We start from the raw sequence: 24621 nt of genomic DNA on the forward strand, positions 1-24621 counted from the left end.
GTCAGGTACTGAGCTGCGCATCCGACTCCGGAGCCCAAGTGGCTTTGTTCAGCAGAACGGGTTCTGGTCCAACAGAAGTCGGACCAGAACCCGTTCTCGTGGCGCCGAGCTTCGTGAACGAGTACGAGCCGCACGCGTACGGATCGGAGGCCCAGCGGGTGATCTGATGGTCCGTCGGGGCGGGGATGCCGCTGCCGTAGATGGTTTTCAGGGTGGCCATAGCGCTGTCGACGATCTGGGTGTCACTCCAGCCCTCGATGGTGCGGCCGAAGTCGGCGGCGTTGAAGCCGAGCAGGACCGGCTGGCCGGTGGGGCGGGCGACGTTGATCCACTGAGCCCACTGCCCGTACTTGTCCACGGTGGGCACGTACTGCAGCCAGTCGGTACCCGCCCGGAACACCTTGGGGAAGCGCAGGTAGCACTTGTTGAGCACGCCCGTGCCGAGCTTGCCGATGGCGGTGGTCTTCGCCTGGGGTAGGCCCGGGCCGAACGTGACCGCGCCGCTCTGCAGGACGCCCAGCGGCAGCGTGACCACCACGTGGTCGGCCTGGAAGGCGGCCTTGTCGGTGGTGACCGTCACCCCGCCTTCTTGGCGCCCGCCTTCTTCGCCAGGTCAGCGATCGGGTTGCCGTCGACGCCGTGGATCCACGACGCCCCGAGATCGAGTGATGTGCCGGACCACTGCTGACCGGTCCAGATGCGCCCGCCGATCCGGTCGCGCGCTTCGAGCACCGACACCTCGTGCCCCTTGTCCACCAGGTGTCGGGCCGCGCCCAGGCCGCTGATCCCGGCGCCGACGACGATCACCTTCTGCCGCCCGGACGAGCCCGGCGTACCGTTCTCCTCGCCGTCTCCCGTTGTCGTCGCAGGCGGCCGGGGAGGCAAGAAGCGCGAGACTGGGCAGGCCCAGGCCCACGCTCTGCAAGAAGCGCCGGCGATGCATCGTCATGACTGTGAACCAATCTGCGATCTGACACGGACTGACAGAGGAACGTCATCGAACGCTCCGTTGCGTTCGGCGAGCCGCCCGTGGGCGAGGAAGCCGCACGGGCTTCATGGGCACCCCGTCCATGCATGGCAGCGGGGATGGGGTCGGGGTCCACCGGCCTACGCCGCGCGGACACCGATCAGCGGCATGCCGACCTTCAGTACAATGAGGCTGATACAGCAGAGGATATATTGACACACTGATGTGTCAATAGAGGCATTGGGGGTTGGGCGCGGCGATGCGTACCGACGCGACAGAAGTACTGGAGTCGGCGATCCCGATTCTCGCCAAGGACCGGGCGGCCTCGATGCAGGTCATCGCCACACGCTCGGGCATCAGCCGGGCGACCCTGGTCCGTCTCTTCCCCACCCGCCAGCACCTGGTGCAGGCGATGGCACAGAAGATCCTCGACGACTGCGACCGGGCCCTGACCCGGGCCGAGGCCGACACCATCCCCGCGGAACGGGCCCTGGCCGCACTCGTCGCCGACTACCCGCCGTTCGCCCAGCTGTGGAACCTGGTCTACGTCGAACCCGACGTCCTGGGTGTACCCGAGGCCAGCGCGCGCGCCGAGACGATCTTCACCCGCACTGTCGAGTTCGTCGAACGCGGCCAAGGCGCGGGGCTGCTACGCAAGGACATGCCGGCCACCTGGCTGGCCTCAACATTCTGCGGCCTGGCCGAGACCGCATGGGAGCTGACCCTCGAAGGCCACATGGGCACCCGCCAAGCCCCGGACTTCATCACGGCGATCCTGCTGGATGGCGCGACTGCCAAGCACCGTCCGGAGCGTTAGGAGCGACGGTCTCCGACCGGTCCGTCGCCGGTGGCCCCGGCTCACCCGGGGCAGGAGCGGCACCGGCCAAGGCCGAAGACCGGGCACCGGAATCCTCCCCGCCGACCGCAGCTCACTCAGCACTTCCGGCCGTCAGCCGGTCAGTCCGGGAGACGCACGGCCAGTGCGGGTCTGATGCGCGCGGCGTGGCGGGCGGGTCCGAGGGCGGCGAGCAGGGAGGCGGCGAAGGTGACGGCGGCGAGCAGTGCGATGGCGCCCCACTCGATCGGGAAGCCGCCGTTCAGGCCGGCGAAGGCGGAGCTCTTCTGGTACATCAGCCAGGTGGTGAGCACCCCGAGCACACTGCCGAGGACGGTGCCCTCCAGTGCGACGAATCCGCTCTCCCAGAGGAAGGACCGCTCGACCGTCCGGGCCTGGCAGCCCAGCGCCCGCAGCACGCCGATGGTGCGGCGCCGCTCGCGGACGGCCCGGACCATCACCACCCCGAGGCCGGTGATGCCGATCAGCAGGCCGAGGGCCAGGAAGCCCTGCATCAGCCGGAAGAAGGCGGTGTTGGCGGCGAACAGCCGGTGGACGTCGGTGGCGATCGGGGTGGCCACCAGGCTCGCGGAAAGGTGACCGCCCTGCAACTGGGAGGCCAGGGCGTCCGGCGAGGTGCCGGGCGCGGTGCGCACCAGGGCACTGGCCGTCTGTGCCTGGGGACCGAACTGCGCGGCCGCGCTCTGCTCGCTCTCGATCAGCGGGTAGACGGTGGCGCTGGTGCCGTTGCCCGGGTAGAAGGCGAGGCCGCTGTTGAGGACGCCTGCGATGGTCTTCTGTTCGGCGCGTCCGGTGAGCGGGTCGGTGAGGGTGAGGGTGTCTCCGGGGGCGTAGAACTTGCCGGCGGGACCGCCGGTGGCGCCGAAGAAGCCGTCGAGTACGACGTAGTCGGGGTGGTCGGCGAGGGCATCCCAGACCGCCGTGTCATTCGCCAGCCCGGGGAGCCGGTCATGGAAGGCGATCCCGGTGGCGGCGCCGTCGGGGATTCCGACGACCGAGGTCTCGAGCGGCTGCGCGGTGCGGTGGCCGGGGTCGGTGGACTGGCCGCGCGCGTTGAGCAGCGGAGCGACGGCGGCGATCTGGCCGCTGTGGGACGGGCCGCGCAGATCGGCCAGTGGGTCCTGGCCCGCCTGCGGGTTGTAGTCCAGGCGCAGGGTGTACCCGGCGGTCGCGTCGGCCACGGACCGGTCGATGCCGGCGTTCATGATGCCGGTGATCTGGGTGAGCAGTACCAGGACGAGGACGATCAGGGTGTACATCACCAGGGTCGAGCCGGTGCGGAACCGCTTGGCCAGTGGGTAGGCCGCGGCGAGGCGGGTGGCCAGGCCCTGCTGCGTGGGCCGGTTCATCAGCCATCTCAGCGGGCGGAGCAGCAGTTGCTGGTTCTCGCTGACCAGGACGACGCCGGAGAAGGCGGCGAGGGTGCCGATGAGGACGTAGACCGCCATCGACGGCGTGTCGAAGATCCGCGGGCGGATCACGCTCGCGGCCAGCGTCCAGGTCAGCACCAGTCCGGCCGCCAGGCTGTCGACGAGGCGCCGCGGCAGCACCCGCCGCGCGGCGGGGACGGCGAGTCCGATCGCGAGGGCGGGCAGGAGGTAGGTCTGCTCGGCCTGGCTCCGGGCGACCGCCGGGATCGCCGCGAGAGCGCAGAGGACGCTGAGCGTGCTGGTGACGGCGACCAACCGGCGACGGGGCCTGCGCCCGGTGTCGGCGGGCAGGTCGCGGATCGCGGCAATCACGTTGAAGCGGCTGATCCTGGTGCTGGTGGCGGCGATGGCGGTGAGGGCGATCACCAAGCCGAGGGCGGCGCCGTTGAGCAGGCTGGTCGGGGTGACGGAGAAGACGATGTCCAGCCCGCTGCCGCTGGTCGACCAGCTGCGGAAGATCTGGGCGGCGACCAGGGCTACGGCCCAGCCGACGCCGATGCCGATCGCCACCCCGGGCAGGGCGGCGGCCATCGCGTACAGCGCGCCCTCCAGGGTGAAGGAGCCGATCAGGCGGGAGCGCTTGAGTCCGACCGCGCGCAGCATGCCCAGTTGCGGTTTCCGCTCCTCGCCGAGCATCACGAAGATGTTCACCAGCAGCAGGGCGCCGGCGATGATGCTGAAGCTGCCGATCATCAGGAACAACGCACCGAGCGAGTCGCCGGTCTTCTTGGCCGCCTCGAGCACGGTGTGCTTGGGGGTGTCGACGGCCGCCCGGCTCGCGTCGGCGCCGAGCGCGGTACGGATGTCCGAGGTCACGGTGTCGGTGAGCTTCTCGCCCGACTCGACGCCGCCGCGGTTGGACACCAGGGTCACCGACTGCGGCTGCGCGCCCGCGGCCCGCGCGGCGCTGTCCAGGGCTCCGGGCGGCAGGAAGACGTTGCGGTTGACCCGGCCACCGAGGCCGGTGCCCGCCAGGCCCTCCTGGGGGACGACCCGTGCCACGGTGTAGTCCGTCGGATGCCCGTACAGGTAGAGGGTGATCAGCTGGCCGCTGCCGACCCGCAGGGCGTGCGCGAGCGGTTCGTTCAGCACCACCTGCCCGGGCGGCGGGGTCGGTCCGCGCAGCCCGGAGTCACCGCCGGCCGCGCCGAAGCGGCCTGCCGTGTTCAGGTCCAACTGCCAGGCCAGTACGCGCGGTTCGGCCGTCGGTCGACCACCGCCGGTACTCGCGGCCGCAGCCTGGGCGACCTCGCCGCTCAGTACCCCGTCGATCTTCGGGTCGGCGGCGAGCGCCTGCAACCGGGTGGCGACGGCCTGACCGGCGGAGGCGTCGGTGCTGACGATCCGCTCGTCCACCGGTCCGAGGGTCCGGTAAGCCTCCTGACGGACCGAGAAGTTGAGGGTGTCACCGACGACCAGGGCGCCGACGATGATCGCGGTGCCCAGCATGGAGCCCGTGATCACCAGGGCGGCCTCCGTACGACGCCGGGCGACCTGGCGCAGCGCCAGCCGGCGTACCACCGGCTGGCGCACGGCGACCGCTAGCAGGACCAGCAGGGCCACGGCCAGCAGGCCGAGCAGCGGGAGGAGGAGGTTCGGGTACACGGCTCAGCCCACCGGAAACGCCTGGAGGGTGTCAGCCACCAGGCGGCCGTCGCGCATCCGTACCAGCCGGGGCAGCCGTCGTCCGATCGCCTCGTCGTGCGTGACCAGCACAATGGTCTGGCCCTCCTCACGGTTGAGCGTTTGGAGCAGTTCCATCACCTGCTCTGCCATGCCGCTGTCGAGGTTTCCGGTGGGCTCGTCGGCCCAGACCACGGCGGGCCGGGCGACCAGGGCACGAGCGATGGTGACGCGCTGCTGCTCACCGCCGGACAGCTCGTTGGGCCGGTGGGCGACACGATGGCCCAGGCCGACCCGCTCCAGCATGGCCTCGGCACGGGCGCGGGCCTCGCGCGGCGGAGTCCCGGTGAGCAGCAGCGGCAGTTCGACGTTCTCGGCGGCGGAGAACACGGGGATCAGGTTGAACGCCTGGAAGACGAAGCCCATCGCCCGGGCCCGGTGCTCGGTCCGCTCCGCGTCCGACATCGCGAACAGGTCGCGGCCGTCGACCTCGACCCGGCCGGCGTCGATGTCGTCCAAGCCGGAGAGGCAGTTGAGCAGGGTGGTCTTCCCCGAGCCGGAGGGGCCCATCACCCCGACGAGCTCGCCCCGCTCAACGGTCAGGTCGAGATCGCGCAGCGCCGTCACCTCGACCGACCCCGTGCGGTAGACCTTGCGTACCCCCGTGGCCGCCAGCAGCGGGCGCGACCTGCTCTCGGTCTCGGTCTCGGTCACCGGGCTCACCTCCTCCACACCTCTTCACCGTCCGTCGGGCGGTCCGGTCACCTGAAGGTCTGGACGGCCCCGACCGGAGGTCCGGTCGGCCCTGTCCGCGCCCGGCCGGCGACCGTACGGTGCGAGTGAGGCGGGCGAAGGCATCCCGTCCCGACCGGTGGAGGAAGCCATGCCAGCAGAAGCCGGCGAGCGCCGTCCGATCGTGTTCGGCGTGGACGCGGCCCATCCGGGCCCGATGGCGGCGGTGTGGGCCGGCGACGAAGCGGAACGCCGGGGGCTGCCCCTGCGGCTGGTCCATGCGGTACCGGTGATGATCCGGGATCTCCGGGCATTCGAGGAGGCCCGGTACCGCAAGGCGCTGCGCGAGCTCGGCGATGAAGCGCTCGACAAGGCGTCCGCCGTGGTCCGTGAACGTCACCCGGACCTCGAGGTGGTGACATCCGTCATCGACGGGAATCCGGGTCAGGTCCTCTGCCGGGAGTCATCGCACGCCGAACTGGTCGTCCTGGGATCGCGCCGGATGGGGCGGCTGGAGGAGGTCCTGAGCACCTACTCCGTGACCGTCCCGGTGAGCGCGCAGGCCGCCTGCCCGGTGGTCGTGGTGCGCGATCCGGAGCACGTGACCCAGGATCCGCCGTACGTGGTCGTCGGCGTTGACGGCAGCCGGTCGTCCGCCGCAGCCGTGGACTTCGCCTTCGACTTCGCGAGCCGGCGCGGAGCGGCCCTGCGCGCGGTGTGGGTGTGGCAGTCCCAGTTGATCGCGAGCATCGACGAGCACACCGCCGTCCAGACCCTGCGGCGGGAACTGTCCGAGCACACGGCCGGCCGAATCGCCGCGCATCCCGACGTCGCCCTGACCCACGAGGTGATCCGCGGCCATCCGGTCGAGGAACTGGCGAAGGCGGCGGAACACTCGCTCGCGGTCGTGGTCGGCCGTCGGGGCCACGGCGGCTTCACCGGCATGAAGCTCGGATCCGTCCCGCACGGGCTGCTGCACCGCGCCCAGTGCCCGATCATCACGGTGCCCGCCCCGGACGGTTCCGGGGCATGACCGGCGGCGGGCCCGGCACCCGGCAGCAGGCGCCTCTCCTGGACGCCGCGCCGGATCCGCGTGAGCCGCTGGCCCTGCTCTTCCGGGATCTGCGGACCTCGCCACGGGGGCTGCCGGAACGTGAGGCGGCCCGCCGTCAGGCCGTGTACGGTCCCAATGCCCTCGCCCGGCGCGGAGTCCGGCGCTGGCCCCGGGAGCTCGCGCAGCAGTTCACCCACCCGCTGGCGTTGCTCCTGGCGCTCGCCGCCGTACTCGCCACAGTCAGTGGCACGCTCGCACTGGCGGTTGCGATCCTCGTGGTCATCCTGCTCAACGCCCTGCTCGCCTTCGCCCAGGAACAGCAGGCTGAACGGGCGGTGGAGGCGCTGGCCGCGTTCCTGCCCGAGCAGGCCTCCGTGGTGCGGGAGGGGGCGCGCCGAGAGGTGCCGGCCGTCGCTCTCGTCCCTGGTGATGTGCTGTTCGTGGAGGAAGGCGGAGGGATCTCGGCCGACGCTCGGCTCCTGTCCGGCAGTGTGGAGGTGGATCTTTCGGCGCTGACCGGCGAGTCGGTGCCCGTGGTGCGCTCGGCTGACTTCGTCGACCATGAGGGCCTGGTCCTGGACGCTCGTGACCTGCTCTTCTCCGGCACCGCCTGTACCGGCGGGCAGGCTCTGGCCGTGGTCACCGCCACCGGCATGCACACGGAGCTGGGCCGGATCGCCGCGCTCAGCCAGCGCACCCGGCGCGAGGAGAGCCCGCTGGAGCACCAGGTCAAGCGGGTGGCCCGGCTGATCGCCGTGATTGCCGTGGGGGTCGGTCTCGCCTTCCTGCCGATGGGCCTGGCCGCCGGTCTCTCGCTCGCGGCAGCAGTGAGCTTCGCGATCGGCCTGCTGGTGGCCAACGTCCCGGAGGGCCTCCTGCCGACGATCACGCTGGCACTCGCCACCGGGGTCCGCGAGCTGGCCCGACGCGGAGCGGTGGTCAAGCGGCTCTCCGCCGTGGAGACACTGGGCTCCACCACGGTGATCTGCACCGACAAGACGGGCACACTGACCGAGAACCGGATGCGCGTCACCACGGTGTGGACCCCGACCGGAGAACACGCCGTCGGCGGGCCGTCAGAAGCACCCGCCGAGGTATGTCTGCTGGCGGACGCAGCAGCGATCTGCACCACGGCTGACCCGGCGGCCGGGCACAGCGACCCGACCGAACTCGCCCTCCTCGACCTGGCCTCACGCCTTGGAACGCCCCGACCGATCGACCGACGCGACCGTGAGCGCCGGGCACTGTTCCGCTTCGACCCGCACACCAAGCTCATGACCACCGCCGACACCCGCGACGGCACGGTCGTCCTGCACACCAAGGGCGCTCCGGAGGAGGTCCTCGCCCACGCCACCCGGGTGCTCGACCACGGCACCGAGCATCCGCTCACCCCCGCGGATCGCACCGAGGTGGTCCACGCCGTCGGCCGGCTGGCCGCACGCGGGCTCCGGGTGCTCGCCGTGGCCCGGCGGCCACTCACCCCTGGGCAGGAACCGCCGAGCCGCCGCGAGGAGGCCGAGCACGACCTGTGCCTGATCGGCCTGGTCGCCATGGCCGACCCACCCCGGCCAGAGGTGGGTCGCTCGATCGAGCAGGCCCATCGGGCCGGGATCACCGTGCACGTGGTCACCGGCGACAACGGTCTGACCGCAGCGGCCGTCGCCGAGCAGGTCGGCATCGGCCACCGAGGCATGCGTATCGTCACCGGCACCGAGCTCGACGCGATGCCCGACGACCGGCTGGACGCCCTGCTCGCTCGCGGCGAGGAGGTGATCTTCGCCCGCACCTCGCCGGAGGCCAAGCTGCGGATCGCCGACGCGCTGCGCGCCGAGGGACACACCGTTTCGATGACCGGGGACGGGGTCAACGACGCGCCCGCCCTGCGGCGAGCGGACATCGGCGTCGCCATGGGCCGTTCCGGCACGGAGGTCGCTCGCGAGTCGGCCACCATGGTCCTCACCGACGACAACTTCGCCACCATCGTCGCGGCGGTGGAGGAGGGGCGGCGCACCTACGACAACATCCGCAAGTTCATCGTCTACATCTTCACCCACGCCGTCCCCGAGGTCGTCCCCTTCCTGGTGTTCGCCCTCGCCGGCGGCGCGATCCCGCTCCCGCTCACAGTGATGCAGATCCTCGCCATCGACCTCGGCACCGACACCCTGCCCGCCCTCGCCCTCGGTCGGGAGAAGGCCGAGCCCGGACTGATGGACCGTCCACCCCGCCCTCGTGACGAGCGGGTGATCCGAGGCGCCATGCTCGCCCGGTCCTGGGGGTTCCTCGGGCTGATCTCCGCCGCCCTCGTCATGGGCGGCTACTTCCTCACCCTCACCACGGGCGGCTGGCACCCCGGCGATCCGACCGGCACGGGCACCGCGCTGCACCTGCCGTACCAACAGGCCACCACCGTCGTCTGGCTCGGCATCGTCTTCTGCCAGATCGGCACCGCCTTCGCGGCCCGCACCGAGCGTGCCGCACTGCGCACGATCGGGGCCTTCAGCAACCCGCACCTTCTGGGCGGCATCGCCTTCGCCCTGACATTCGCCGCCGCGATCGTCTATGTCCCCGCCCTGCACCGGGTGTTCGGCACCGCAGCGCTCAGCCCCGCGCAACTCGCGATCGTGGTCCCCTTCCCGTTCGTGGTCTGGGGCGCGGACGAACTGCGGCGTGCCCTCGTGCGGCGCCGCACGACAGCGATCCCAGTGCCGCCTGCGCCCCCGCCGGCCCGGCCTGCCGCCGAGGAGCCCGCCCACCACCCGCTGACCGTCCTGCTCGCCCGCCACGGCTGGAGCGCCCACCGCCTCGTCCACGCGCTGGGCGTCAGCGAGCACGCGGCGGCCGAGATCGTCGCCCACGCCCGCAGGATCGCTGCCGAGCACGGGCACCGGACACTCTGATCTCGCTGCCCAGCTCACGGCACCACCCGGCTCCTCACCGCCTCCCAGCACCGGGGCCGGCCAGGCCCTCCCGTTCCGGTCGGCCGGCTGCACGAGCGGCGGCGAAGGCGACCAGTGCGGCGGCGGTCACCACGCCGCCGTCCGCCCAGGACACCGGCTCGGTCTCCAACACGTCCTGGAGGAACGGCACGTAGAGCGCCGCGACACCGAGCCCCGCCGAGGCCAGGACAGCCAGCGGGAGGAGCGGATTCGCCCTCGTGAAGAGTCGCTCCCGCAGGCCGAGCACCACACCCAGCTGCGCCGTCAGCAGGGCGAGGAAGAGCACGCTCTGCCAGGCGTGTCCGGCCCAGTGGGCCCACCGGCCCGCCCCCAGCGCGACCAGTGTGACCACCGCTCCAAGGCACAGGACACGCTGCCACACGCCGGCCCCCAGCACATGCTCGTTCGGCGGCCGTGGCGGACGCTGCATCGCCCGGCCGGAGACGGGCTCCGCGCCGACCGCGACCCCGGTCAGCCCGTGGGTGAGCAGGTTGATCCAGAGGATTTGGCCAGCTCGCAGGGGCAGCGCGAGGCCCATGAACGGGCCCAGCAGCATGACCAGGATCTCCGCCGCGCCGCCTGACAGCGCGTAGACGAGGAAGCGGCGGATGTTGTCGTAGACCCGCCGGCCCTCCTCCACCGCCGCCACCACGGTGGCGAGTTCGTCGTCCGCCAGAACCAGGTCGGCGGCCTGCCTGGCCACCTCGGTACCGCGGCGGCCCATCGCCACCCCGATGTCCGCCCGCTGCAATGCCGGACCGTCGTTGACCCCGTCGCCGGTCATCGCGGTGACCGCTCCGCCTGCGCGCCAGGCTTCGACGAGGTCGAGCTTCTGCTGCGGATCGGTGCGTGCGAAGACCCGCACCCGCGACAGGTCCGGCGCGGCCCCGGCAGCGAGTTCCCGGCCGGTGACCACCTCGGCCGCCCTCCCCCCGTCCTCCAGCAGCCCGATCCGGCCGGCGATCGCGCGGGCGGTGGCGGGGTGGTCCCCGGTGATCAGCACCGGGGTGATGCCGGCCCGGCGGCAGGCCGCGACGGTCGCGGCGGCCGCCGGCTTGGGCGGGTCGCTCAGCGCGGCCAGTCCGAGCAGCCGCAGCTTCGACTCCACCGGACCACCGGCCTCGTCCCGCAGCCCCGACGCGACAGCCAGCACCCGGTAGCCGTCGGCGGCGAGCCTGGCGGCCGCCTGCCGGGTCTGCTCCAGCTCATCGGGGTCGGCGGCGAGCACGGCCGGGTCGATGACGGCCTCGGGAGCGCCCTTGAGGCAGATCTCCCACTGGCCGGAGCGGGTGCGGTGCACGGTGGCCATCCGCTTCCGGATGCTGTCGAAGGGCAGCTCGTCGACCCGGGGGTACTCCTCGGCGAGGCGCGCGAGGTCACATCCGGCCTTCACCGCGGCCACCAGCAGCGCGGCCTCGGTCGGGTCGCCGAGGGCGGTCCACTGACCGTCGTCCCCCTCGGGCGGCCGCAGGGCGGCGTCATTGCACAGTGCGGTCACCCGCAACAGGGTCCGCGCCGCCGGCAGTGCGGCAGTGCCCTCTGTCTGGACCTCCCCCACCGGCTGGTAGCCCGAGCCGGTGACCGTCGCCTGCCATCCGGGTGCCCACAGCCGCTCGACCACCATCCGGCCCTCGGTGAGCGTGCCGGTCTTGTCGGTCGCGAGGACCGTGACCGAGCCCAGCGTCTCCACCGCCGGAAGTTTGCGGACGACGGCGTGCCGCAGAGCCATCCGGCGCGCGCCGAGCGCCAGCGCGAGCGTCACCACGGCGGGCAGCGACTCGGGGACGGCTGCGACGGCAAGGCTGATCGCGGTGACCGCCGTCACCTCCAGTGCCTGGCCGCGCACCAACCCCAGCGCGAACACCACCGAGCACAGGCCGACCGTGACGAGCGCCAGCACTCGGCCCAGCCCCGCCAGCCGGTGCTGCAGCGGCGTCGGCCGGGGCCGTGGGTGCAACGAGGTCGCGATCCGACCCAGCGCGCTGTACGGACCGGTGGCCGTGACGACGGCGACCGCCCTGCCGCGGAGCACCGTCGTCCCGGCGCTGAGGCCGACGGCACCGACCACGTCCTTCTCCACCGGAACCGACTCCCCCGTCAGCATCGACTCGTCCACCAGCAGCGCGGAGGCTTCCACCAGTTCGGCGTCGGCCGGGACGACGGCCCCCTCGGCGAGGAGCAGGACGTCGCCGGGTACCACGGCGGCGGCCGCCACCTCCCGCTCCTCACCGTCGCGCAGCACCCGCGCCGTGGGCGCGGAGAGCGCGGACAGCGCGGCCACCGCATTGGCCGCTCGGATCTCCTGGGCGACGCCCACCGAGGTGTTGACCACGATCACCAGCCCGATCACGATCGCGTCGGGGTGGTCACCGGTCGCCACGGTGAGGACGATCGCGGCGAGCAGGACCAGGATCAGCGGGTCGCGCAGCTGGGCGGCGACGCGCGACCACAGCGGCGGGCTCGGTGGTGCACCGACCTCGTTCGGCCCGTGATCCGCGAGTAGCCGTTGCGCCTGCTGCTCGGTGAGCCCCGCACGATGGGCAGCGGTTGTCACCGCTCGGCCCACTCCCCCGCAACGGGGCCGCTGGCCGGATCGGAGCCGCCCTGGTCGAGCCGGAACGGCGGATAGTCGTCGGTCATCAGGGCCGCGTACGCGGCGACCCTGAACACCCACCGGTTCATTCCGACCAGCAGGTCGAAGATACCCATGGGGTACCGCGTGGTGGCGGCCAGTGAAACACCCGCGTACAACGCGAGCAGGCCGATGAGCCCGCCACCCCACACCTCACGGAAGCCGCCCAGGAAGACCCCGACCACCAGGTAGTGCGGCAGCGCCAGCAGCCACCACTTCACCAGCGCCAGCCCGCGCGAGAGTTCACCGGGGTAGGCGATGTCCAGCCGCGCCGGATAGTCGGGCTCCTCACCGAGGCTGAACGGCGGGTAACGGTCGGTGCCCAGGCCTCCGTACGCGTAGTACGACACCCGCCAGGACCAGCGCAGTACGCCCACGTTGAAGTCGAAGATGCCGCGCGGGTACCGGCCGGTGAACAGGATCGCGAAGAACGCGACCACGGTCAGCAGAACGAAGGCCACCCACAGGATGCACAGGACGATCAAGTGCGGGATGACCAGGACCCACTTCACCAGCCAGAGCCAGCGCGAGAGCGGCAGATCCAGCCGGGCTTCCACTCGGACCGGCGACGGGGCGGGAGCAGCCATGGCGATCAACCTCCTGAGCGACACGCCAGGGAGGGGCATGGCCGACCTTGGCTGTGCCGTGGGCGTATCCCGAGCGGGCGCTTTCTCGCACATCTCTCATGCTCGCCCTGACTCGGGACCCTCGCGCGAGGGCCGGACGGGTCCCGAGGTGGGGGCGGCCGGCCCTTTGGGTTGCGGCACCCGGCAGTGCACGGTCGGATCAGGGGCGACCGCATTCCTCCCGAGCCGAGAGCAGGTACGAGATGGACACCGCAGTCCCTCACGAGCGACGGATCGTCGTCGGCGTCGACGGATCGTCCCCGTCCAAGCACGCGCCGTGCCCGGTCGTCGTCGTCCGCGGCGACCAGGCCTAACAGCCGGGACCGGCCGTGCTCGTCCAGACCCGGGATTGCGACCGGGAGCAGACAGAGCAAGACTTCTTAGGCAAGGCTTACCTTTGATCCAGTCTGCCCTGGCCGTCGCTTCTCGGAGCCCATCATGTCCGGTCCGCAGATCGCCCTGCTCGGCGCCGTCGCCGGCCTCACCATCTTCCTCGGCCTTCCGGTCGGACGCCTGCAACGCCCTGCTCCACGGCTGAGGACTGCGCTGAACGCGGTCGCCATCGGCATCCTGCTCTTCCTGCTCTGGGACATCCTGACGGCCGCCTGGGAACCGACCGACGCCGCACTCGGCGACCATCGCTGGGCCAGCGCCGTCACCGGCGGCCTTGTGCTCACCACCGGCCTGGCCGGTGGCCTGATGGGCCTGGTGTACTACGACCGGTGGATCGCCCGCCGTCAGGCATCGCGGCTCTCGGTGTCGCAGGGTCCGGGTGCGTCGGCCTTGACCGAACAGCTTGCTCCCCGAGCCAGATCCAGGGCCGCCCGTCTTGCCCTGATGATCGCCATCGGCATCGGCCTGCACAACCTTGCGGAAGGTCTCGCCATCGGCAACTCCGCCGCGAAGGGTGAGGTCTCGCTCGCCGTCCTGCTGATCATCGGCTTCGGCCTGCACAACGCCACCGAGGGCTTCGGCATCGTCGCCCCGCTGGCCGCAACAGGCGAGCGACCGTCCTGGGGCAGCCTCGTGCTGCTCGGCCTCATCGGCGGCGGCCCCACCTTCGTGGGCACCCTGATCGGCCAGCAGGTGGTCAACGAGACCGCCGGCGTCGCCTTCCTCGGCTTGGCCGCCGGCTCCATCATTTACGTGATCATCGAGCTGATCGCGGTGTCCCGCCGTGCCGGCATGAAGGAACTGACCACCTGGATGATCCTGGCGGGCCTCCTGCTCGGCTTCGCCACCGACGCCGTCGTCACCGCCGCCGGAGTGTGAAGCCCGGCCTAGCCAGAGCCGTGCGCAGATCAGGGCACCCCGCCAGTAGTCTCGCGTCCCGCCAGCTGCTTCTCCTCACGGCCGGACTTCGCGACCTTCTACCGCGACTCGGGCGAGCGAGACAATTGAAAGCGCGGCAGGCAGGTTCCTGATCTTCGTCCCGGGCGGAGGTGAGGTCATGAATGCGGTCAGCGGTACGCCTGGACCTACTCAGCCCAAGGCCCGGCTACCGGTCATGGAACGGCTGAGCCCACAGGATCTCATGCTCCTGTGGTCGGATGATTTCGGCTGGCCCGAGGTCATCGGCGCCCTCGCAATCCTCGATGGCACCGCGCTGCTCGATCCGGACGGTCGCTTCCGGGTCGAAGCGGCGCGCGAGATCATCGGAAGCCGTCTGCCTCTGGTCCCTCGGTTCCGTCAGCTACTCCTCACACCTCGGCGCGGGCTCGGCCGGCCGCTGTGGGTCGACACCCCGGCCTTCGATCTCACCGAGCACGTCCGGGTCCTCCCCTTCGCCGCTCCTCCCGATGAGGCAGGTTTTCTTCAGGCTGTGGAGCACCTGCGGGCGCTTCCCCTCGACCGGTCGCGGCCGTTGTGGGAGATGTGGTTCCTGCCCGGCCTGACCGGCGACCGGGTGGCCGTGTTCATCAAGGTGCACCACACGATCGCCGACGGCGCGGCGGGCGTGGCTCTGCTCGGCGCGTTCCTCGATCCGAGCGCTGATGCGCCGACGACGCCCGCCCGGCCCTGGACCCCGGTGCCGGCGCCCTCCAACCGCGACCTGTTCGAGGACAACCTCCGTGGGCGTGTCCAAGCAACGGAAGGCACGCTGTCGAAGCTCCGGCGACCCGCCACCACGCTGCACCAGGCCCGGGACAGGTGGCCCGCGGTACGCGAGAACTACTTCAAGGGGCGAGCGCCGCAGATGAGCTTCAACATCCCCGTTGGTCCGCACCGCAGGCTCGCGCTCGTCCGCAGCAGTCTCGACGACGTCAAACAGATCGCTCACAGCCACGAGGTGAAACTGAACGACGTGCTGATGGCGGCCACCGCCGGCGGTCTTCGAGAACTCCTGCTCAGCCACGGGGAACGCGTCGAAAACCTGGTCCTGCGGGCCTTCGTGCCCGTATCCCTGCACCAGGAGGAATCCGGCTGGGCACGCGGCAACCGGTCCGGAATGATGTTCGTTCCGCTCCCGATCGGTGAGCCCGATCCGGTCCGCCGACTGCGGCTGATCGCCGCTGCGAGCGCCCGACAGAAGCACTACGTCGTCGGCCCGCCCGAAGGAATCCTCGGGCGCAACCGCTTCGTCCAGCGGGCCATGATGCGCGGCCTCGGCCATCAGCGCTGGGCGAACCTCTACGTCGGGAACATCTTCGGCCCTCCGATCCCGCTCTACCTCGCCGGAGCGCGGATCACCGAGATCTTCCCAGTGGTGCCGATCACCGGGAACTTCACCCTCGCCATCGCCGCGCTCTCCTACGCCGAGCAGTTCAACATCGGCGTGGTCGTCGACGCGAACGCCTGTCCCGACGTCGAGGTCCTCGCCGACGGCGTGCGGAAACACCTCCAGGCGTTCAGGCCCTCCCGGCCACATGCCGAAGCGGGGTAATAGCAAGAGGCACCGCGCTGCCCGTGTGATCGAGTCACCGGGCTGGCGGCATGTCCGACCGATGAGCTCCGGCCTGTTCTTCGGCCGCCGTCCTGATCGCTCGGAGTGTCCCGCGCAGAACGACGCCGACGCCCGCGGAGACGAGCCTCCAGTAGCGGCCGAAGCGGGCGGTGGACTCCGGATCGGTGCAGGCCGTGCGCGCCTCGTAGGTGAGCAGGGACCGCCGGGTGCCGTACGGATGGACCACGAAAGCCGCCGCCATCTTCGCCCAGCCGACCTCGTCGAACGACGCGAACTCCTCCGGTTCGACCCGCCGCCAGTCGATCGAGGCCTGCCACGGCTTGCCGACCGCCCCGAAGACGAGCTCACGCCCGGGACTCTCGCCCAGCGCCACCCAGGGCTGGTCCTCCCACGCCTCCGCGGTACCGTCGAACAGGTCGGCCACGCGCATCGACGGCGGGGTGGGGATGGGCCGGCCTCGCAGCCGGTCCGGCAGCCCGCGCGCCCACATGGCCGCGTTGAGGAGCGGGGAATCAAGGGTGAGCAGGTCCAGCCCTCGCGCCGCCTCGTACACCACAGGGGGTGCCGCGGCGACCGCCACGTACTCGAGCCGGGAGAATCCGAACTCGGGCAGCGCACCGTCCAGCAGCAGCGTGCCGCCCGCCGGATCGAAGGTGGAGTCGGCGCTCATCACGGCCTCCCCGGATGCCCGGTCACGGCCCGCCGGAGCCGCGTGCGCAGGTTGCGGAACTGGCGGGTCTGCATCACGAAGTGGGCGGGTTCCCAGAACAGCAGGTCGGTCGGTCCGGTGAGCACGCGCGGGCGGCTCCGGCCGAACGTGCGGACGATCAGGCGGGTGTTCGGGCCCGCCGGTTCGAGGTGGAAGCCCCAGACCGAGCTGACGAACGCCCGCGGCGCGCGTTCGTTGGTCGGATCAAACGGGCGGCCCGACGGCACACTCGTGTCGTCGCGAAGCACCAGGGTCCGTTCCGGCACGAGTACCGCGACCGTGAACCAGGCGCGGCCGCTCGGCACCGATGCAAGCCGTTGCCCTACCGCCAGGCTCTGCCACGCGGCGACGATACGATCCGCGCTCGGCCGTCCGCCGTTGTCCAGCCGGTCCCAGCTGTACCAGCCGCCGCGGTCGCAGCCCATCTGCACCAGCCACGGCCACACCGTCGACGGCGGCGCGGGCAGGGTCGTGGCCATGGTCGAGCCGCTCCCGGCACCAGCTACGAGGTCATCCCCGGGATAGGACCGCGCAGCCTCCTCGCTCGTCGCGCCCCAGGTCAGCATCCTCGGCCGCAGGACCAGGGCATGCAGGACCAAGACGACCGCGACGGACGCGATGACGGTCGGCCCGACCATGGCTCGGTGTTCGCGCACACTTCGACAGTCACTCATCCGACGCGGTGGCGCCATCGGACTGCTGCGCTGCAGCGGGGGTGACTCGAGGGCGGCATCACAAAATCGCCGTCGAGTACGACACCAACTACTACCTGACGAACACGAAACCCCCGGCCACGGCCACAACCTGAAATCTCCACCGAACCCGGGGCGATTCAGGCCACCGGGCGCGCATTGTTGCAAGAAGGGTTGACACTGCGCGCAGGGCATTGGAAGCTCCCCTTGGCCGACGCCGGGGGCATTCCCCCGGTGATCTTTTTGCGATTGATTGTTAGCGCTAACATCCAATCGTCGAATCCACCGCCGATCGGGAGGACGGCATGCGGACCTGAGCGCCACGACCGGCCGCCGACGGGCCTCGTGCGGCCACCCGGGGCGCTGCGCGGCCGGACGGCGAGCGAGGAGTCGCGCCAACTCGCCGACTTCTTCCGCTTCTTCCGGCATCCACGAGGGCGAATCGGAGACCCGGGCTGGATTCGACGCCCGGACATGCCGGGGAAGCCGCACCGGAAATGCCGGCGCACAGTCCTCCATTTCTTCGGGGCCGTCCACCGAAATGCGTTTGTCATGCTCACAACTACTCCACCAGGAGGCGATCACATGCTCCACGCGGACCTGCGCGTCACCCGGCCATCGGCGCGCACACGGCCGCGGAGGACGCTTGCCTGCGTACTCTCGGCGTTACTCCTGTCCTTGGCGATTCCGCTGCTTTCGCTGGGCGCGGCTCCACCGGCCGCGGCCCTGGGCGCGGCCCTGGGCGCGGCCCCGGCGGCTGCGGCCCTGGGGAACGGTTTGGCGACCACGCCGCCGATGGGTTTCAACGACTGGAACGCCTACGGCTGCGACGTCTCCGAGCCGCTGATCAAGAACACGGCGCTGGCCATGCACAACAACGGCATGCAGAGCGCCGGGTACGAGTACGTCAACATCGACGACTGCTGGATGACCCACACCCGGGGCTCCGACGGGCGCCTGGTACCTGATCCGAACAAGTTCCCGGACGGGATCAAGGGCACCGCCGACTACGTCCACTCGCTGGGGTTGAAGCTGGGCATCTACGAGGACGCCGGACTGCAGACCTGCGCCGGCTTCCCGGGCAGCCTGGGCCACGAGAGCACGGACGCGCAGACCTTCGCCGCCTGGGGCGTGGACTACCTCAAGTACGACAACTGCTATGCGGGGCCGGGCTGCTGGCTGAACACCTGCCCCAACGGCAACAAGGCGCCCGCGCAGACCCGCTACACCACGATGCGCGACGCCCTGGCCGCGACCGGCCGGCCCATCCTGTTCAGCCTGTGCAGCTGGGGCGAGGACAGCGTGTGGACCTGGGGCGCCGGCGTCGGCAACAGTTGGCGCACCACCGGCGACATCAACGCCAGCTATTCCAGCATGCTGTCGATCTTCCACAGCAACGTGAACCTGGCCGCCTACGCCGGGCCCGGTCACTGGAACGACCCGGACATGCTGGAGGTCGGCAACGGCCCGCTCACCGACACCGAGGCCCGCTCGGAGTTCAGCCTGTGGGCGGAGATGGCGGCTCCGCTGATCGCCGGCACCAACATCGCCTCGGCCGGTCCGACCACCCTGGCCACGCTCACCAATGCCCGGGTGATCGCGGTGGACCAGGACCCGCTCGGCAAGCAGGGCACCCTGGTGTCCTCCGCCGGCGGTCTCGACGTGCTGGCCAAGCCGCTGGCGAACGGCGACGTCTCGGTGGCCCTGTTCAACGAGACCGGATCGACCGCGACCATCAGCACCTCCGCCGCCGCGATCGGGAAGACCGACGCCTCCGGCTACGGCCTCACCGACCTGTGGTCCGGCGCGACTTCGACCACCACCGGCACCATCAGCGCCTCGGTTCCGGCGCACGGCACCACCATGTTCCGCGTCTCGGGCGGCACCGGCGGCGGGACGAACCCGGCCGGCCCGGTGCGCGCGGTCGGTGCGGACAAGTGCCTGGACGTGCCGAACTCGACCACCACCCCGGGCACCCAGGTGATCATCTGGGGCTGCAACGGCCAACCGAACCAGACCTGGACCCGCACCCCCTCCGGCCAGCTGACCTTCGTCTCGGGCGGCACCCAGATGTGCCTGGACGCGTACAACGGCCAGACCGCGCCCGGCACCAAGGTCGAGATCTGGACCTGCAACAACCAGGCGAACCAGCAGTGGAAGGTGAACGCCGACGGCACCATCACCAGTGCCCAGTCCGGACTCTGCCTCGACGTCACCGCCAAATCCACGGCCAACGGCGCGCTGATCGACCTGTGGACCTGCAACGGCCAGACCAACCAGCAGTGGAAGCTCGGATGACTTCCGCTCGGATGACTTCCGCCCGAAGGGCTCCCCAGCCGATCTCCGCTACCGGGCCTCTCTCACGCACCCTGGAGTTCGCCATGCCGGCTCGACCCTTCAGCCGCCGCACCATGTTCAGGGCGACCGGCGTCGCGGCCGTGGCCGCGGCCGCCGGCCCCGCCCTCGGCCCCGTCTCCGCCGCGGCGCAGACGCCCCCGATCAGGTCCGACGTCGGAGTGTCGGCGCTCCCGTTCGAGCTGGGTCAGGTCCGGCTCACCAGCAGCCGATGGCTCGACAACCAGAACCGCACCCTGGCCTACCTCCGCTTCATCGACGTCGACCGCCTGCTGTACAACTTCCGCGCCAACCACCGGCTCTCCACCAATGCCGCTGCCGCGAACGGGGGTTGGGACGACCCGGGGTTCCCCTTCCGCACCCACGTACAGGGCCACTTCCTCGCGGCGTGGGCCCAGGCCGCGGCCGCGCTCGGGGACACCACCTGCCGCGACAAGGCCGACCGGATGGTGGCCGAACTCGCCAAGTGCCAGGCCAACAACGCTGCCGCGGGCTTCTCCGCCGGCTACCTGTCGGGCTTCCCCGAGGCCGACTTCGCCAGCCTCGAAGCGGGCAGGCTGAGCAACGGCAACGTCCCGTACTACTGCGTCCACAAGACCATGGCCGGTCTGCTCGACGTGTGGCGCCTCCTGGGCAACACCCAGGCCCGCGACGTGCTCCTCGCGCTCGCCGGCTGGGTCGACCGCCGCACCGCCGCGCTCGGCTACGGCACGATGCAGTCGATGCTGGGCACCGAGTTCGGCGGCATGAACGACGTGCTGGCCGCGCTCTACCAACAGACCGGTGACACCCGCTGGCTGACGGTCGCTCAGCGGTTCGACCACGCCGCGGCCTTCGACCCGCTCGCCGCGAACCTGGACCAGCTCAACGGCATCCACGCCAACACGCAGGTGCCCAAGTGGATCGGAGCCGTCCGCGAGTACAAGGCCACCGGGACGACCCGCTACCGCGACATCGCCGCCAACGCCTGGTCGATCACCACCGGCGCGCACACCTACGCCATCGGCGGCAACAGCCAGGCGGAGCACTTCCGGGCCCCGAACGCCATCTCCGGCTACCTCACCGACGACACCTGCGAGCTCTGCAACTCCTACAACATGCTCAAGCTGACCCGGGAGCTGTGGCAGCTGAGCCCGGACCGGGCCCCGTACTTCGACTTCTACGAGAAGGCGCTGCTCAACCACGTCATCGGCGCCCAGAACCCGGCCGACCCGCACGGCCACATCACGTACTTCAGCTCCCTCAACCCGGGCGGCCGCCGGGGCAAGGGCCCGGCCTGGGGCGGCGGCACCTGGAGCACCGACTACAGCAGCTTCTGGTGCTGCCAGGGGACGGGGGTCGAGTCCAACACCAAGCTGATGGACTCCATCTACTTCCACGACGGCACCACCCTCACGGTGAACCTGTTCCTCCCGTCGATCCTGGACTGGACCCAGCGGGGCATCACGGTCACCCAGACCACCGCGTTCCCGGCCGAGGACACCACGACGCTCAAGGTCACCGGCAGTGTCGGCGGTACGTGGTCCCTGCGCGTCCGCATCCCCGGGTGGACCTCGGGCGCCGTCGTCAGCGTCAACGGCGTCGCGCAGAGCGTCGCGCCCGCCCCGGGCACGTACGCCACCCTCACCCGATCCTGGGTCTCCGGCGACACCGTCACCGTGAAGCTCCCCATGCGGGTGGCCCTCCAAGCCGCCAACGACAGCCCCGACGTCGCGGCGATCACCTACGGCCCCATCGTCCTGGCCGGCAACTACGGCAGCACCGCACTGTCCGCCCTCCCGGCCCTGGACGCCGCCACGATCACCCGGACCAGCGGCACCGCCCTCGCCTTCACGGCCACCGCCGACGGGGCGACGGTCGACCTCGGCCCGTTCCACGACGCCCAGGGCTTCAACTACACCGTCTACTGGCGGACCGGCGGTGCGAGTTTCCGTCTGGTCAACGCGGCCAGCGGACTCGTCCTCGGCATCCAGAACATGTCCACCGCCGACGGCGGCCTCGCCCTGCAGTGGGGCGACACCGGCACCGCCGACCACAACTGGGCCCTCGTCGTCGACGGCACCGCACTGCGGCTGCGCAACGTCAACAGCGGCAAGGTCCTCGGCGTGAGGGACATGTCCACCGCCGACAACGCCCCGATCCTCCAGTGGGCCGACAACGGCACCGCCGACCACCGGTGGACCGTCGTCGACGCCGGCAACGGCTACCACAAGGTCCAGAACGTCCACACCGGGAAGCTGCTCGGCATCGCCGGCGGCTCCACCGCCCAGGGCGCCGCAGCCGTACAGCTGCCCGACAGCGGTGCCGCCGCCGGCCAGTGGCAGTTCGCCCCCGTCGGGGCCAGGCGGATCCAGAACGTCGCCAGCGGGCGGGTCCTCGGCATCCAGAACATGTCCACCGCCGACGGCGGCCTCGCCATCCAGTGGGACGACAACGGCACCGCCGACCACCTCTGGACGGCCGACCTCGACACCGGCGGCTACCTGCGCCTGCGCAACTCCAACAGCGGCAAGGTCCTCGCCGTGGAGAACGGCGGCACCGCCAACGGCACCCGGATCGTCCAGTGGGCCGACAACGGCGCCGCCGACCACCGGTGGCGTCTGCGCCACGGCGGTGGCGACACCTTCCGGATCCAGTGCGCCGGCAGCGGCCGCGTCCTCGGTATCTCCGGTGCCTCCACCGCCGCGGGAGCGCAGGCCGTGCTCTGGGACGACAACGGCACCAGCGACCACCTGTGGCGGTTCATCTGATCCGACGTCGGGTCCCGCGGTCGCCGCAGGGCGACCGCGGCGCCACACAGGAAGCCGCTCCGTCGCGGCTGTCACCGCGTCCGCCCCGAGCACGGCCGGGTCGAGCACGGCCGGGTCGAGCACGGCCGGGTCGAGCACGGCTTCGGGAGCGCCCTCGAGGCAGATCTCCCGCCGGAGCAGATCGTCGGCTCGCATCGCGACCACCCCGAAGAGATCCGACCGGGAGGGCGGGGCCCCGGAACAGCGTCACCCGAACGCCCCGACCGCCCTGCAGCCGACCGAGCCAGTTCCTAAGGTCTGAGCACGGCCGATTCCACGCCGCTGCCGGCACCAGCCCGGTCCCCCGCGTCTGAAGGACCCGGCCGGTGCGGAGGCGCCCCCGCATGAGGAGATCCACGTGACCACGCAATCCGACACCCCTGTCCTCGACACCCTCGCCGCCATGACCATGGACTCGATCGAGCGCTGCGGCCTCCCGCAGGACATGCTCATCCTGACCCGCATCGCGGCGCTCGCCGCCATGGACGCGCCCCCGCTCTCCTACCTCGCCCACATCGAACCCGCGATGAAGAGCGGCCTGACCGCCGACAAGCTCCAGGACGTCCTGGTCGCCATCGCCCCGATCGTCGGCACCGCCCGCGTCATGTCCGCCGCCGGGCACATCGCCGAAGCACTCGGCATCGCCATCGCCGTCGCCAACGAGGACATGTCCAACAAGGCGTAGGCGCCCTACAGCCGCCCGACGGAGTTCAGCGCTGGGGAGGCCGCACCGGCACGCGCCCGGGCCGACACTGGGCGCGTGCCTGTGCGGGCACCGGGCGCGCGGAGCCGACGGTCACGGCCGACAGCGGAGTGGCACCCGCTACCCCGCAGCGCTGACAATCGGCCAACCTGCTGCGTGTCGCGACCGACGGTCGCCCCAGGTGCATTGCCCAAGAGCGCCCGGGCTGCGATCGCTGCGCCCCGTACAGGGCGCGCACGGGTGTCCGCCCGGTGCCGGTCACTGAGCCGCCGGCTCCATGAGTTCCTTGACGATCGTCTCGGAGCCGGCCAGCGGCGGACGACCGCACCTGCCGGAATCAGGGCACTGAACAGGACCCAGCCGCCCGTTCCGCTGGCCGACTCGAGAGTCCGGCGACCCGACGCGGCAGCGCGGCTCTCCGCCGCCGACGTCCGCAGCGCCTCCCTGGCGATGCGCCCGGTACGGGCCACGGCACGGCCGGCGCCAGCGAGTGCCATCGTGGTGACACCGATGGTGAACCAACCGACTCGACCGATCTCGTCCGTCATTCTCACTGCCTTCGGTCGGTGAGGGCCTCGGGAACGCGCCTCACCCATGCCGGCAGCGGCATGACCCGCCCCGGCTTCCGAAGGAGGGACCATGAGCCGAGCAGGCAGGGCAACGCCACCGACCGCGCGGGGGCGCACCGCCCGCCGCCACCACCGAGCCCCGGCAACGTTCGTCGACCACGTCCGCGAGGACAGCACGGTCGTCCGTCGCGGATCGCGCCGTCACCGCAAGCACCAGCAGCCTGCCGCCGGTTCCACCTGGTGGGCCCCCGCAGCCCGCGGCTGGTGGATCGCGGTCCTGTTCGCCGTCGGGTCGCTGCTGTTCGCCGTCGGCTCGGTCCCCGGCTATGCCGACGCCGTCGGCACCCGGGGGGACACCGTCACGTACTTCGTCGGCTCCCTGTTCTTCACGTCGGCGTCCTTCCTCTGCTACCGGGAGACGGTCGACGCCGCACCGCCGGCACAGAACCCCCACCACCGGCGGTTCTTCACCTACCAGCCGCACCGGATCGACTGGTGGGCCACCGCGGTGCAACTCGTCGGAACCGTCTACTTCAACGTCAGCACCGGTCTCGCCATGGCCGACAACCTGTCCGCCGAGGCCGCGCACCAGCACGTGTGGCGGCCCGACGCGATCGGCTCCGTCTGCTTCCTGGTGGCCAGCGCGCTCGCCTGGTACGAGGCCTGCCACGGCTGGCTCGCCTGGCGCCCCCGGTCCTGGGCCTGGTGGATCACGCTCGCCAACCTGATCGGGTCCGTCGCATTCGGCGTCTCCGCGGTGGCCGGCTACATCGACCCGGTCACCGGCCAGGTCCACAACGTCGACCGGGCCGACACCCAGACCCTGATCGGTGCACTGTGCTTCCTCGTCGGCGCCGTCCTCCTGCTCCCCGAGCGCACCGAGGAAGCCCGCCACCGGCCCACTATCCCCCGGTCCGGTCCGCAGGCTGCGGCTGGGCCCTAGCCCGCTTGGCCAGCAGACCGGCCAGGAACGTCACCAGCAGCGCGACCCCGACGCCCGCGAAGGCCGAGGTCGACGGCGGGTGTCCCAACTCCTGCTCCTG

Annotated in this window: 17 protein-coding genes; 9 read left to right on the top strand and 8 right to left on the bottom strand. The window is 71.2% G+C overall.

Annotation, left to right across the window (positions count from 1 at the left end; all coding sequences use genetic code 11):
- Nucleotide 1: 1 nt before the first annotated feature.
- Both ABTY15_RS07880 and ABTY15_RS07885 read right to left on the bottom strand, forming a co-directional pair.
- Nucleotides 2-580 carry a flavin monoamine oxidase family protein gene (locus ABTY15_RS07880; RefSeq protein ID WP_350577854.1) on the bottom strand — a complete coding sequence of 193 codons (579 nt, stop codon included), beginning with the start codon at nucleotides 578-580 and terminating at the stop codon, nucleotides 2-4.
- Complete coding sequence (locus ABTY15_RS07885) at nucleotides 577-807, bottom strand: FAD-dependent oxidoreductase (protein WP_502893445.1); 231 nt, start codon at nucleotides 805-807, stop codon at nucleotides 577-579. Before ABTY15_RS07885 ends, ABTY15_RS07880 begins: the two co-directional genes overlap by 4 nt.
- Before the next feature lie 419 nt (nucleotides 808-1226).
- On the opposite strand from ABTY15_RS07885, the gene ABTY15_RS07890 reads away from it, so the two are divergent.
- Entirely contained in the window at nucleotides 1227-1784 is a 558-nt protein-coding gene (locus ABTY15_RS07890; RefSeq protein ID WP_350577859.1) for a TetR/AcrR family transcriptional regulator, read from the top strand.
- Between the two features lie 140 nt (nucleotides 1785-1924).
- On the opposite strand, the gene ABTY15_RS07895 is transcribed toward ABTY15_RS07890, so the two are convergent.
- Complete coding sequence (locus ABTY15_RS07895; protein WP_350577862.1) at nucleotides 1925-4858, bottom strand: ABC transporter permease; 2934 nt, start codon at nucleotides 4856-4858, stop codon at nucleotides 1925-1927.
- 3 nt (nucleotides 4859-4861) lie between these two features.
- A complete protein-coding gene (locus ABTY15_RS07900; protein ID WP_350577865.1) occupies nucleotides 4862-5590 on the bottom strand; it encodes an ABC transporter ATP-binding protein in 729 nt (242 codons plus the stop codon).
- A gap of 169 nt (nucleotides 5591-5759) precedes the next feature.
- Between ABTY15_RS07900 and ABTY15_RS07905 the strand changes: the two genes are divergently transcribed.
- Nucleotides 5760-6641, top strand: coding sequence for a universal stress protein (locus tag ABTY15_RS07905; RefSeq protein ID WP_350577868.1), 882 nt, complete (start codon nucleotides 5760-5762; stop codon nucleotides 6639-6641).
- Nucleotides 6638-9559, top strand: a complete 2922-nt coding sequence (locus ABTY15_RS07910) for a cation-translocating P-type ATPase (RefSeq protein ID WP_350577871.1) — start codon at nucleotides 6638-6640, stop codon at nucleotides 9557-9559. The genes ABTY15_RS07905 and ABTY15_RS07910 overlap by 4 nt, the downstream gene beginning before the upstream one ends.
- Before the next feature lie 34 nt (nucleotides 9560-9593).
- Here the strand turns inward: ABTY15_RS07910 and ABTY15_RS07915 are convergent, their stop codons facing one another.
- Together ABTY15_RS07915 and ABTY15_RS07920 are read right to left on the bottom strand one after the other, a co-directional pair.
- The gene (locus ABTY15_RS07915) at nucleotides 9594-12152 is read right to left on the bottom strand and encodes a cation-translocating P-type ATPase (protein WP_350577874.1); all 2559 of its coding nucleotides are present in this window, start codon (nucleotides 12150-12152) and stop codon (nucleotides 9594-9596) included.
- On the bottom strand, nucleotides 12149-12817 hold the full coding sequence (locus ABTY15_RS07920) for a DUF4389 domain-containing protein (RefSeq protein WP_350577877.1): 669 nt from the start codon (nucleotides 12815-12817) through the stop codon (nucleotides 12149-12151). The genes ABTY15_RS07915 and ABTY15_RS07920 overlap by 4 nt, the downstream gene beginning before the upstream one ends.
- Nucleotides 12818-13294: 477 nt before the next feature.
- Here ABTY15_RS07920 and ABTY15_RS07925 point away from each other — a divergent pair, with 477 nt between their 5' ends.
- Both ABTY15_RS07925 and ABTY15_RS07930 read left to right on the top strand, forming a co-directional pair.
- Nucleotides 13295-14128 carry a ZIP family metal transporter gene (locus ABTY15_RS07925; RefSeq protein WP_350577880.1) on the top strand — a complete coding sequence of 278 codons (834 nt, stop codon included), beginning with the start codon at nucleotides 13295-13297 and terminating at the stop codon, nucleotides 14126-14128.
- A gap of 235 nt (nucleotides 14129-14363) precedes the next feature.
- Nucleotides 14364-15740: a wax ester/triacylglycerol synthase family O-acyltransferase gene (locus tag ABTY15_RS07930; protein ID WP_350577882.1), complete on the top strand. Its 1377-nt coding sequence runs from the start codon at nucleotides 14364-14366 to the stop codon at nucleotides 15738-15740.
- Nucleotides 15741-15774: 34 nt separating this feature from the next.
- Here the strand turns inward: ABTY15_RS07930 and ABTY15_RS07935 are convergent, their stop codons facing one another.
- Both ABTY15_RS07935 and ABTY15_RS07940 read right to left on the bottom strand, forming a co-directional pair.
- Nucleotides 15775-16431: a hypothetical protein gene (locus tag ABTY15_RS07935; RefSeq protein ID WP_350577885.1), complete on the bottom strand. Its 657-nt coding sequence runs from the start codon at nucleotides 16429-16431 to the stop codon at nucleotides 15775-15777.
- The gene (locus ABTY15_RS07940; protein ID WP_350577888.1) at nucleotides 16431-16949 is read right to left on the bottom strand and encodes a hypothetical protein; all 519 of its coding nucleotides are present in this window, start codon (nucleotides 16947-16949) and stop codon (nucleotides 16431-16433) included. The genes ABTY15_RS07935 and ABTY15_RS07940 overlap by 1 nt, the downstream gene beginning before the upstream one ends.
- Before the next feature lie 798 nt (nucleotides 16950-17747).
- Here ABTY15_RS07940 and ABTY15_RS07945 point away from each other — a divergent pair.
- The 4 genes from ABTY15_RS07945 to ABTY15_RS07960 all read left to right on the top strand — a co-directional run bounded on the left by ABTY15_RS07945 (nucleotide 17748) and on the right by ABTY15_RS07960 (nucleotide 24521).
- Nucleotides 17748-19460 (top strand): glycoside hydrolase family 27 protein, encoded by a 1713-nt coding sequence (locus ABTY15_RS07945; protein WP_502893446.1) that lies wholly within the window; start codon nucleotides 17748-17750, stop codon nucleotides 19458-19460.
- An 83-nt stretch (nucleotides 19461-19543) separates the two neighbouring features.
- Nucleotides 19544-22267 (top strand): beta-L-arabinofuranosidase domain-containing protein, encoded by a 2724-nt coding sequence (locus tag ABTY15_RS07950; RefSeq protein ID WP_350577892.1) that lies wholly within the window; start codon nucleotides 19544-19546, stop codon nucleotides 22265-22267.
- Nucleotides 22268-22664: 397 nt separating this feature from the next.
- Nucleotides 22665-22991: a carboxymuconolactone decarboxylase family protein gene (locus ABTY15_RS07955; RefSeq protein ID WP_350577894.1), complete on the top strand. Its 327-nt coding sequence runs from the start codon at nucleotides 22665-22667 to the stop codon at nucleotides 22989-22991.
- A gap of 657 nt (nucleotides 22992-23648) precedes the next feature.
- Complete coding sequence (locus tag ABTY15_RS07960; RefSeq protein ID WP_350577897.1) at nucleotides 23649-24521, top strand: hypothetical protein; 873 nt, start codon at nucleotides 23649-23651, stop codon at nucleotides 24519-24521.
- Nucleotides 24522-24621 lie beyond the last annotated feature (100 nt).

Source organism: Kitasatospora sp. NPDC097643 (assembly GCF_040302625.1).
GTDB lineage: Bacteria > Actinomycetota > Actinomycetes > Streptomycetales > Streptomycetaceae > Kitasatospora.